The sequence below is a fragment of the Kitasatospora sp. NBC_00240 genome (assembly GCF_026342405.1).
Lineage (GTDB): Bacteria > Actinomycetota > Actinomycetes > Streptomycetales > Streptomycetaceae > Kitasatospora.
On the sequence record NZ_JAPEMU010000001.1, the window covers coordinates 9,373,229 to 9,383,457 of the forward strand.

A 10,229-nucleotide genomic window follows, 5' to 3' on the forward strand; every position below is an offset into this window, starting at 1 on the left:
GGCCGGTGCTCAGATGTAGTAGGTGTTGGGCTCCAGCCCGCACAGGACGCGGCCGTAGGTCTCGGCGTTGACGTCGGGGTTCATCATGGCGTGCAGGTTGAAGGTCTGGAGGTCGCCGACCATGCGCTGCAACGGGACCTTGGTGTAGGCGGAGGAGCCGCCGCTGGAGCCGGCCAGGATCTGCGCGGCCTCCAGGGTGAGGCGGGCGGCTGCGCCCTCGTCGGCGCGGCTGCGGGCGCGTTCGGTCATCTCCCAGCTGTCGCCGGAGGCGCACTTGGCGTCGACGAGGGCGGCCAGGCGCTGGGCGTGGAACTGGGCCTCGTCGATCTTCATGGCGGCTTCGGCGACCCGCAGGTGGGTGACCGGGGCCTCGCTCTGGCTGGGGTACTCGGTGTAGGCGATCTTGCGTCCGGGCAGCCGCTCGAAGAAGGCGTCCTGGACGGCGTGGGCCAGGCCGACCGCGACGCCGACGGTGGTGGCGGCGCCGACCACGATGAACGGGGCGCGGTACATCGGGGTGTCGGCGTTGAGCTTGGAGACGGACTGGCCGCCGAGGACGGCGGGCGCGGGCAGGACGCGCTCCTGGGGGATGAACACGTCCTTGGCGGTGGTGGTGACGCTGCCGGTGCCGCGCAGGCCGCTGGTGTGCCAGTCGTCGACGATCTCCAGCTCCGCCATCGGGACGGGCGCCATCACGGGGTAGGGCTGCCCGGCCGGGTCGAGGAAGATCGCCGCGCTCTGCTGCCACTGGCTGCTCAGGGCGCCGCTGATGAACGGCCAGGAGCCGTTGACCAGGATGCCGCCGGGGACGGGGACGGCCGTCGCGGTGCCCGGTCCGATGGTGGCGCAGACCCGCACGTCGGGGTCGGCGAACACCTCGTCCTGGACCTCGTCGGGGAACAGGCCCAGGCCCCAGCCGGCGATCAGGGAGCTGGCCAGCACCCAGCCGGCGGACCCGTCGGCGCGGGCGACCTCGGTGACCACGTCGACCATGGTCCGCGCGTCGGCCTCGTACCCGCCGTAGCGCAGCGGGATCCGCATCCGGAACAGGCCGGCCCCGCTCAGGGCCTCGACCGTCTCCTCGTGCAGCCGGCGGTTCTCCGCCGACCACGCGGCGTGGGAGCGCAGCACGGGCGCTGTCTCCGACACCCGCCGCAGCAGGTCGTCCCGGGACGGGACGGCGAAAGTGGACATGCCTTCTCCTTGGCTGGATCTACTGGATTTAGCCGGAACAACTGGATCTGTCGGAATCCGCTGATCACGCCCCCCGCCACCGCGCCGGCACCCGGGCCGCGCCGCCCGGGCACCGGGGGCGCCCGCCCGCCGCCCGGTGCGGCCGCCCGGCCGGGAGCGGACGCGGGCATGCCGCGTCGGCGGCCGCTCGTGGCCGGGGTCGGTACGGGGTCGGTACGGGGTGTTCGGGCGGGCGCGGGCGGGCGCGGTGCGCGCTCCGGTGCGGGGCGTCCGGTCCGGGGTGTCCCGCACCGCGCCGCCGCGGTCGTGCCGTTGCCGGCTGCCGGTGGCCGTTGCCGTCACCGCCGTTGCCGCCGGTGGCGGTGGGCGGGTCGGTCCGGTGCGAGGGGCCGGGGCGGGGACGGGCGGGTCAGGCGAAGAACGTGTTGAACTCGTCGATCACGGCCTGCGGGGCCTCTTCGACGAAGTAGTGGCCCGCGTCGGGGACCACGACGACCCGCACGTCGCCGGCCTGGGTGGGCAGGGTGGCCTGCATCTGGGCGGCGAAGAGGCCGTCGGCGAGGTTGGAGACCAGGCCGAGCACCGGGGCGGCGATCTTGCCGTAGGTGCCGAGGTCCACGATGTCCTGGCCGAACGTCTGGTACCAGCCGTTGCCGCCGCGGATCCCGTCCGCGGTGTCGTAGGCGCGGGTGTAGACGGCGCGGGCCTGCTCGTCGACGGCGCCGCGGTCCAGCAGGAACCCGTCGAAGACCCAGTCCACCAGGTGGCGGGCGCGTCCGGCGAGCAGTTGCTCGGGCAGGCCGGCGACCGAGTTGAAGGCGAACCACCACGGGTGGAAGGGCATGCCCGGCGCCGGGAGCATCGGGATCTGGTAGAGCGAGGCGTCGGGGTGCAGCACGTCCAGCAGCGCGACCTTGCGGACGGCCTGCGGGTGGTTGGCCGCGAAGCTGAAGGCGACCTGCGAGCCCACGTCGTGGCCGGCGATGTCGACCTGGTCGTAGCCCAGGGCGCGGATGAACCCGTGGACGACGCCGGCCATCGTCTTCTTGTCGTATCCGCCGGCGGGCTTGTCCGAGCCGCCCATGCCGGGCAGGTCCAGCACGATCACCCGGCGGCCGGCCTCGGCGAGCGCGGGCATCACCTTGCGGAACTCCCACCAGGTCTGCGGCCAGCCGGGCAGCAGCACCAGCGGCCTGCCCTCCCCGCCGGCGACGTAGTGCAGGCGCAGGCCCTCCACGGTGATGTGGTCGCTGCGGAAGTTCCCGGCCAGCGACTGCGCGAGCTCGGCGTCGGTGGGGACGGCCGCGCCCGTTGCCGGCGTGCCCTCCTCGGGCGTGTTCGTGGTCACTGTTCCCATTCCTCTTTCCTGGCGGCCGGGACATGTCTGCCGAGCCGTGCTCCGATTCGGTGCCCCGGGGATCTGTCCCGGGACGGCCGCGGGTGAACCGCCTTGTCACACCGTGACCATGAGCCATCATCAGTGGCTCTGACGTCCGGCCACCTCTTCCATCGTGCTCTCCTTTTCTGCCTCCGCCGCGTGTACCGGCGCCGTCCGGCCCGCACCGGAGGGGGGCAATCCGGAGGTAGTCGCCGGGCCCGCCGCGGCCCGCATACTCGCCGTGTGCCGGGTCGGGACCGGTGCCGGGCGGGCCGGGGTGGGCCCCGCGCGGCGGCCGTCCGGCCCGGCACAACACGCCCGCCGTACAGGGACGTTCGGGGGTCCGGGCGTCCGGGATCCGGTCCGGGATCGGGTCCGGGATCCGTCCGTCGGGGCGACGGTGCGGGCGCCGGAGGCGGCCGGGGCGGGCCGGGCGGGCGGGAGGGGGCGGGGCGCGCCGTAGGGCGGACGGGCCCCGCCCCCTCCCGCCCCGCTTCGTGCTGCCCGCGCCGCTGCCCGGCTTCGGGCGGTCGGGCGGGAGGCAGGGGCGCGGGGCGGGGCACGTAACAGGGGCGGAGGGTGCCGGACAGGGCTGCGTGAGGGCGGTGGCGGCGGCGGGGGACGGCGCCCGGAGCGGGGGCCCGGAGCGGGGGCCCGGAGCGGGGGCCCGGGGCTGGGGTTTCACCCGATCGGGGTGCAACTCTTTGGTTGCGGATGGAGGAGGGACGTGCAACCATAAGGGTGCATTCAATGGCCGTAGCGAAGGAGTCCCCTTATGAGCGCGGAACTGATCGAACGCGAAACCCTCATCGAGGCCCCCCTGGAGCGGGTCTGGTCGCTGGTGGCCCAGCCGGGCTTCTGGGTGGCCGACGAGGCGAGCCTGGCCGGCACCGTCGCCAAGGAGGGCGAGTCGATGGTGGCGAAGAACGCCGAGTACGGCTCGTTCCCGGTGCGGGTGGAGAAGGTCCAGCCGCCGACGTACGTGGCCTACCGCTGGGCCAGCGCGTTCCCCGGCGAGGAGCTGAGCGAGAACAACAGCACCCTGGTGGAGTTCACGCTGATCCCCGAGGGCGGCCACACCCGCCTGCGCGTCGTCGAGAGCGGCTTCGGGCAGCTGGCCGCCTCCGAGGAGGTGCGCGAGAAGGCGCTGAACGACAACGCCGGCGGCTGGCCGCAGGTGCTGGGTGCCTTCAAGAAGCGCGTCGAGGAAACGTCCGTGTGACGGAGGAACGCCCCGGCTCCGTCGCGGCGGTCGACAGCGTCCTCGCGGCGCTGGCCGATCCGACACGACGTCAGCTGCTCGACCTGCTCGCCGCCCAGGGCCAGGTCACCGCGACGACGCTGGCCGAACGGCTGCCCGTCTCGCGCCAGGCGGTGGTCAAGCACCTCGCCGTCCTGGACGCGGCCGGACTGGTCGCCGGCAACCGGGTCGGACGCGAGGTGCGGTACGCGGTGCGGCCCGCGGCGCTGGACACCACGGCGCGGTGGATGTCCGCGCTGGCCGCCGACTGGGACCACCGGCTGGCGGACGTCAAACGCGTCGCCGAGGCGGCCGAACGCGACTCCCGGTAGAGCCCGGCCGAAGGTTCCCGCCGTGACACGCGGCGGGAACCGGCCCGGCCGGGACACCCCGGGCCCGCCGCCCGCGGCGGCCCGCCCGTCCGGCTCCACCCGGCAGCCGTACCGGCCAACTCCCCTGCAAGACCGCCGTATTGCGCAGATGCACGGCCGGTGACCCGGCCGCCGGTCCGCCGGAGGCACGGCCGCCGGAAGCAAAGCCACCGTACGCAGAGCAGTTTGACGCACCGCCACCGGACGGACGAGCGTTCCGGCCCCCGGGGCCCCGGCACCCCGGGCACCCGGTCCTCCAGCTGTCCGGGCACCCACCCCGGCCCCCAGGACCCGCCCGCCCCACGCAACCGTTCCGTCCCGTCCGTCCCCCCGCCCCGCCCCCGTACCGCCCGTACCGCCCGTACCGCCCGTACCGCCCGTCACGCACCGCGGGCCGCCGCGGCCGCCGTCCCGCTGTCGGCGCGGCCCGGACGGTGTCCGCGGGCACCCGCAGGAGCGACGCCGCAGGGCGGCCCGCCCGGCCGGCGCGCCGGTCACCGGCGGCACCGGAGCCTTGAAGAAGGGAACGTCCCATGACCACCGACACCGCCCCGACCCCACGCATCACCAGCAGGGAACGGTTAATCCTCTTCCTCCTGCTCGGCGCCGGGTTCATGCTGTCCGTCGACTTCTCCATCCTCAACGTCGCACTGCCGAAGGTCGGCGAGGGTGTCGGACTGGGACTGACCGGACTGCCCTGGATCGCCTCCGCGTTCGCGCTGCCCGCGGCCGGCTTCACCCTGCTCTTCGGCCGCCTGGGAGACCTGTTCGGGCGCCGCAGGATGTTCCTGTCCGGGGCGGCCCTGCTGATCGGGGCCTCCTTCCTCGGCGGGTTCGCCTCCAACCCCCAGATGCTGCTGACCGCCCGCGTCCTGCAGGGCTTCGCCACCGCGATGGCCACCCCCGCCTCGCTCGCCCTGCTCACCAGCACCTTCGCCGAGGGCCCGGTCCGCGACCGCATCCTCGGCCTCAACGGCGCGCTGCTCTCCGCGGGCTTCACCGTCGGCGCACTGGTCGGCGGCTCCCTGGTCAGCCTGTTCAGCTGGCGGGCCGCGTTCTTCATCAACATCCCCGTCGCCCTGGTCATCCTGGTGGTCACCCCCTACGTGATCGGCGAGAGCACCCTGCCCGAGCGGGTCAAGCTCGACGTGCCGGGCGCGGTCACCGCCAGCGGCGGCCTGCTGGCCGTGGTCTACGCCGTCATCGAGGGCAGCATCCCCGCCGCCGTCGTCGGCGTCCTGCTGCTGGGCGCGTTCTGGGCCATCGAGCTCCGCTCGCCCGCACCCCTCGCCCCGGTGCGCATCCTCAAGCGCCCCACCGTCAAGTGGGGCAACTACGCCGGGCTGGTGGTCTTCAGCATGGAGACCGCCATGATCTTCCTGATGACGCTCTACCTGCAGAACGTGCTGCACTTCTCCCCGCTGGTCACCGGCCTCATCTTCGGCGTCCCGGGCCTGGCGGCCGTGGGCGCCGGCGTGGTCGCCGGACGCTCCATCGGGCGCTACGGCAGCCGCAAGGTCCTGGCCGTCGGCATGACCGTGCAGGGCCTGGCCACCCTCCCGCTGGTCTTCGTCGGCGACGCCCGGATCGCGCTCGCCGTCCTGATCCCCGCGCTGTTCATCGGCTTCTTCGGCCACGTCACCTCCATCGTGGCGTACACGGTCACCGGCACCTCCGGCCTGCCCAACGAGGAGCAGGGCCTGGCCACCGGCCTGACCTCGATGACCCAGCAGGTGGCCATCACCGTCGGTATCCCGATCCTCAGCTCGATCGCCGCCACCCGGAGCGCCGAACTGACCGGCATCCACCTCGCCCTGAGCGTCAACGTCGCGGTGACCCTGGTCAGCGTGGCCCTGATCTGGTTCGGCCTGCGCCCGCGCCCCGAGCCCGAGGCGGCCTTCGTGGTGGTGCCCGACGAGACCGGCGGGGAACTGGCCACCTCGCTGGACTGAACCCGCCGCGCAGCCGGCCGTCGGCAGTTCCGGCAGCCGCGCCCGCACACGTGACACCCCGTACGTCCCGACCGACACCGGTCCGGACGTCCGGGGTGTCGCCGTTCGCCGGGCCGGCGCAAGGGAGCCGGCGAACGGCCGGGCGCAGGGGGCGGGCGTCCGGCGGGGCCGGTCGTGAGTGCCGGCCGGGACCGCGGGAGGGGGGCGCCCGGGTCCCGGCCGTGGGAGGCTCCGGCCGCACGGGGGAGAGCGGCCGGGCTGCTCGGCAGCCCGTCCGGTGGGGATGGTGGGGCTGCCGTGCCGGGAATGCTAGACCCGCACGAGCCCGCCGAAAAGGCTTGTGACCAGGCAATATTCGGGCGCGGACATGCCATTTTCGGTCGTGGACGCCGGGGCGGGCAGTGGTCTGCGCCCATGTTCGAGTACCACGGCTGGATCAACGTCCGGGAGAGCGCCGGCGCCGACGACGACCATGGCGACGGCCTTGCCGTGAGGGGGACGGTCGCGACGCCCGCAGCCGACGTGTCACCTCCGGCCGGTCGGACTCGCCCGGCGAACCGTCAGGATCATCTGCCGGAGGGTACTCGGCCGGCGTTCCGGCCGCCGGTGAGGCCGTCGGCGGCGGTGGCCGCTCGCGCCGGTGCCGCGGCGCGAGGGGAGCGCCGCGGTACCGGCGGTGTTCGGGGGTTTGTCCTCAGAGCAGGACGAGGACGTCGATCTGTCCGTCGGGTCGGGTGGTGATGGTCGCCTCGCCCGGTCCCTGGGCGGGGTCGAGGTTGAGGTAGTTGGCTGCGGCGTCCGCGTCCGGCTGGATGACGTGGCGCCAGGTCTTCGTCGCCGCGGCCTCCCTGGCCATCGACTTCTTGGTCTCCGCGGCGGTCGCGCTGACCTGGGTCATGGTTCGCTCCTTCGAATGGTGGGTCGGCAGTGCCGCCCCGGCCGGGCGGCAGCTGGAAACTACCATCAGTAGTGGGTCGCACACCGACAGGCACGACATAGGTTCGTCTTCGAACGGTGCTTGCGGTTCCGCGGTCGTTCGGGTCGGGAGTCATGGTGGCCGCACCGCCGGCCCGTTGCCGTGGCCGACGTGCGCCCCATGGCTCGACCCCGGGCCCCGGGCCCCGGGCCCCGGGCCCCGGGCCCCGGGCCGCTTCGCCCGCGCGCTCCCGCCCCGCTTCGGCCGGTCCGGCCCCTCGGTCGCCCGCGTCGCCCTCGGTCGCCCGCGTCGCCCGCGTCGCCGGCGGAATCGGCCGGCGTCCGGCGGCGCCGGCCCGGGTGTCTTGACAGCCCCAGTGATTAGCCGCCATATTAGTTATATGACGAGGGACGGGGTCGACGGCGAGACGCCCACGCTGGACCAGGCCGCGCGGCAGCTGCGGCACTACGGCCTGGAGGCCGATCCGCAGGCGGTGCTGGTCGCGGTGCGACTGATCGCCGCGGGTGCGCGGGTCGGGCGGGCGACCGAGGTCCACTTCGCCAGGTACGGGCTGTCGACGGGGCGCTACCGCCTGCTCGCCGACCTGGAGGACCACGGCGGGGAGAAGTCCCCCTCGCAACTGGCGGCCGACCTCGGCGTCTCCAGGGCCACGGTCACCGGCCTCCTGGACGGCCTCGAACGCGAGGGCCTGATCGCCAGGCGCCCGTCCGCCGAGGACGGGCGGGGCACGGTGGCGGTCCTGACCGCGCGCGGTGCGCAGCGCCTGCGCGACATGGCGCCCGAGCACTTCGGGCGGCTGGAGGCGATGGTGGGCGGGCTCACCGTCCAGGAGCGCACGGTGTTCCTGGACCTGCTCGCCCGCGTCGTGCGCGGCAGCGCGGCCCTGACCGCCGACTGACCCGGCCGCAGGCCGGTCCCGGCTCCCGTCCTACGGGTGGGGGCCTTTTTCGCGACGTAATAATTAGCCTCCTAATTATATGCGGGACGGCCTCCACGACCGCCCCGCCGAACCCTTCCGCCCTTTCCGCCCCGCCGGAACACGAACGAGAAGAAGAGGCCAGCATGCCCGCAACGAAGGACAGGACCCGCCCGAGCCGGGCGGCCTCCCGGCCGTTCACGCTGTGGCGCGAGGTACTGACCGCCTACGCCGCCCCCGCACTGACCGCCGGCACCGCAGGAGCCCTCACCGGCCAACCGGACCTGACCCTGGCGGCCGCCACCTCCATCGCCGGCACCTCGGCCGTGGTGGCGCTCCTGGTCGGCACCTGGCTGCGCCGCGGCGGCCGCCCACGACCCTGGACCACGGCCCTGCCACGCCTCGTCCTGACCGCGCTGCTCGTCGTCGCCACCGCCGGCACTGCGGCCGCGGCCGGATGGTTCGCCGCCCAGTGGCTGCCCGCCCACACCCCGCTCGCCACCGCCCTCTGGCTGCAACGCCTGCGCATCGACCTGCCCGTCTCCGCCGCCCTCGCCACCGCCGTCATCACCCTGCGCTGGCGCAGCACCCTCGCCGCACCCCGGACATAGCCCACCCGGCATCCCGCCCACCCCCGGACACAGCCCCCCGGCACCGCACCCACCGGGCCACCGGCGCCGGACCCGACCGAACCCACCCGGCAGCACCCGCCGCCGGGGCGAACACAGCCGACGAGGACACACCATGATCGTTGTCATCGGAGCGACCGGCACCACCGGAACCGCCCTGCTCCACAGCCTCCGCACACTCGACGCCCCCGTACGCGCCCTCACCCGCACCCCCCACCGGCCGCTCCCCGCCGCCGCCGGCGGCGCACACCTGCGGCCCGTCCAGGTCGAGTACGCCGACGCCACCGACCCCGACTCCCTGCGCACCGCCTTCCAGGGCGCCGACCAGCTCTTCCTCGCCATGGCCAACAGCCCCGACCAGGTCGAACTCGAAACCCGCGTCATCGACGTCGCCGCCCGCACCGGGATCGGACACATCGTCAAGATCTCCGCACCCGCCGCCGAACCCCACTCACCCGTCGCCGTCTCCCGCGGACACCACACCGTCGAGGAACACCTGCGCGCCTCAGGACTCGCCCACACCGTCCTGCGCCCCTACGCGTTCATGCAGAACCTGCTGCGCCTGGCGCCCACCGTCGCCCAGGGCCTCGTCGTCGGCGCGATGAGGGACGCGCCCTGCAACTACGTCGACTGCCGCGACATCGGCGACGTCGCCGCCGCCGCGCTCACCAGGGCCGACGTCATGGGCGGCAGCTACACACTCACCGGGCCGGAGGCCGTCGCCCACCCCGACCTCGCCGCCCGGCTGACCGCCCTGACCGGCCGCCCGATCCGGTACGTCGACCTCACCCCCGACGACCTGCGCGACAACCTCGTCCGTCAGGCCCGGATGCCCGCCTGGCTCGCCGCCCACGTGGCGGAGATCCAGCAACTCGCCGTCGCCCGGCCCGAAACCCCCACCAGCACCGTCGCCGACATCCTCGGCCGCCCGCCCCGCACCCTCGACGCCTTCCTCGACGAACACCGCGACCACTTCCGCCCGTAGACCCGACCCCGGCACACCGACCCCGGGCACACCGTCCCGGGCACACCGTCCCGGGCACACCGGCGGTCCGGGGCGGTCAGCGTTTGACGCGGCTCCGGACGGCCAGGGCGGCCAGACCGAGAAGGACCGGCTCGCCGATCCGGGAGGCCATCTCGACGACGGCACCGGGCAAGGTGAGGTTCTGCCCGCCGGAGCGGAACACCACCGAGTTCACCACCACCAGGGCCGCCCTCCCCACCCTGGCTCCGGTCACCCGCCGCTCCCAGGGGAGGGTCAGCACCGGCTCCGGGGTCCTGGTCGTCAACCGGACACTGCCGGCCGCGTAGGTACCGGTGCTCCGCGGGTCGGGGGTGTCGTCGGGCAGCCCGAACAGCACCAGCAGCAGCAGGCTGGCGGCCATCGCCGCCAGCAGCCAGGCCAGTGCCCGCGACGCCCGCAGCCCGTAGCCGGACACCAGCCAGTACGCCCCGAGCAGCCGGCGCTCGGCCCGCGGGCGCCGGCGGTCGAGGCGGCGCATCTCCATCTCGCCGTAGTAGAAGTCCGCGGCGTCCGGCTCGTTGCCCGCCTCCTCGAACGCCCGGCGCACCTGCTGGTACACCCCGGCCAGATCCTCCGGACCCGGCCCGC

10 protein-coding genes are annotated in these 10,229 nt (G+C 74.3%); 6 read left to right on the forward strand and 4 right to left on the reverse strand.

Annotated elements, in window-relative coordinates:
- Positions 1 to 9 precede the first annotated feature (9 nt).
- Both OG689_RS40010 and OG689_RS40015 read right to left on the reverse strand, forming a co-directional pair.
- Positions 10 to 1,194, reverse strand: coding sequence for an acyl-CoA dehydrogenase family protein (locus OG689_RS40010; RefSeq protein ID WP_266316457.1), 1,185 nt, complete (start codon positions 1,192 to 1,194; stop codon positions 10 to 12).
- A 409-nt stretch (positions 1,195 to 1,603) separates the two neighbouring features.
- Positions 1,604 to 2,542 carry an alpha/beta fold hydrolase gene (locus OG689_RS40015; RefSeq protein WP_266316455.1) on the reverse strand — a complete coding sequence of 313 codons (939 nt, stop codon included), beginning with the start codon at positions 2,540 to 2,542 and terminating at the stop codon, positions 1,604 to 1,606.
- A gap of 805 nt (positions 2,543 to 3,347) precedes the next feature.
- Between OG689_RS40015 and OG689_RS40020 the strand changes: the two genes are divergently transcribed.
- The 3 genes from OG689_RS40020 (at position 3,348) to OG689_RS40030 (ending at position 6,135) form a co-directional block, all read left to right on the forward strand.
- The gene (locus OG689_RS40020; protein WP_266316453.1) at positions 3,348 to 3,794 is read left to right on the forward strand and encodes an SRPBCC domain-containing protein; all 447 of its coding nucleotides are present in this window, start codon (positions 3,348 to 3,350) and stop codon (positions 3,792 to 3,794) included.
- The gene (locus tag OG689_RS40025; protein ID WP_073925854.1) at positions 3,791 to 4,144 is read left to right on the forward strand and encodes a helix-turn-helix transcriptional regulator; all 354 of its coding nucleotides are present in this window, start codon (positions 3,791 to 3,793) and stop codon (positions 4,142 to 4,144) included. Before OG689_RS40020 ends, OG689_RS40025 begins: the two co-directional genes overlap by 4 nt.
- 572 nt (positions 4,145 to 4,716) lie before the next feature.
- Positions 4,717 to 6,135, forward strand: a complete 1,419-nt coding sequence (locus OG689_RS40030; RefSeq protein WP_266316449.1) for an MFS transporter — start codon at positions 4,717 to 4,719, stop codon at positions 6,133 to 6,135.
- Positions 6,136 to 6,829: 694 nt separating this feature from the next.
- Here OG689_RS40030 and OG689_RS40035 read toward each other — a convergent pair.
- Positions 6,830 to 7,033 (reverse strand): hypothetical protein, encoded by a 204-nt coding sequence (locus tag OG689_RS40035; RefSeq protein WP_266316448.1) that lies wholly within the window; start codon positions 7,031 to 7,033, stop codon positions 6,830 to 6,832.
- A 418-nt stretch (positions 7,034 to 7,451) separates the two neighbouring features.
- Here OG689_RS40035 and OG689_RS40040 point away from each other — a divergent pair, with 418 nt between their 5' ends.
- From OG689_RS40040 to OG689_RS40050, 3 genes are all read left to right on the forward strand, one after another.
- Positions 7,452 to 7,970 carry a MarR family transcriptional regulator gene (locus tag OG689_RS40040; protein ID WP_266316447.1) on the forward strand — a complete coding sequence of 173 codons (519 nt, stop codon included), beginning with the start codon at positions 7,452 to 7,454 and terminating at the stop codon, positions 7,968 to 7,970.
- A gap of 164 nt (positions 7,971 to 8,134) precedes the next feature.
- A complete protein-coding gene (locus OG689_RS40045; RefSeq protein WP_266316445.1) occupies positions 8,135 to 8,599 on the forward strand; it encodes a hypothetical protein in 465 nt (154 codons plus the stop codon).
- A 133-nt stretch (positions 8,600 to 8,732) separates the two neighbouring features.
- Positions 8,733 to 9,602 carry an SDR family oxidoreductase gene (locus OG689_RS40050; protein WP_266316444.1) on the forward strand — a complete coding sequence of 290 codons (870 nt, stop codon included), beginning with the start codon at positions 8,733 to 8,735 and terminating at the stop codon, positions 9,600 to 9,602.
- Positions 9,603 to 9,678: 76 nt separating this feature from the next.
- Here OG689_RS40050 and OG689_RS40055 read toward each other — a convergent pair.
- On the reverse strand, positions 9,679 to 10,229 hold a 551-nt coding region (locus tag OG689_RS40055), incomplete at its 5' end, for a hypothetical protein (protein WP_266326756.1).

Bases quoted from the DNA above. Each gene is read 5' to 3' on its own strand.
- OG689_RS40010 (WP_266316457.1), bottom strand. From the start codon at position 1,194: ATGTCCACTTTCGCCGTCCCGTCCCGGGACGACCTGCTGCGGCGGGTG.
- OG689_RS40020 (WP_266316453.1), top strand. From the start codon at position 3,348: ATGAGCGCGGAACTGATCGAACGCGAAACCCTCATCGAGGCCCCCCTG.
- OG689_RS40030 (WP_266316449.1), top strand. From the start codon at position 4,717: ATGACCACCGACACCGCCCCGACCCCACGCATCACCAGCAGGGAACGG.
- OG689_RS40035 (WP_266316448.1), bottom strand. From the start codon at position 7,033: ATGACCCAGGTCAGCGCGACCGCCGCGGAGACCAAGAAGTCGATGGCC.
- OG689_RS40040 (WP_266316447.1), top strand. From the start codon at position 7,452: ATGACGAGGGACGGGGTCGACGGCGAGACGCCCACGCTGGACCAGGCC.
- OG689_RS40045 (WP_266316445.1), top strand. From the start codon at position 8,135: ATGCCCGCAACGAAGGACAGGACCCGCCCGAGCCGGGCGGCCTCCCGG.
- OG689_RS40050 (WP_266316444.1), top strand. From the start codon at position 8,733: ATGATCGTTGTCATCGGAGCGACCGGCACCACCGGAACCGCCCTGCTC.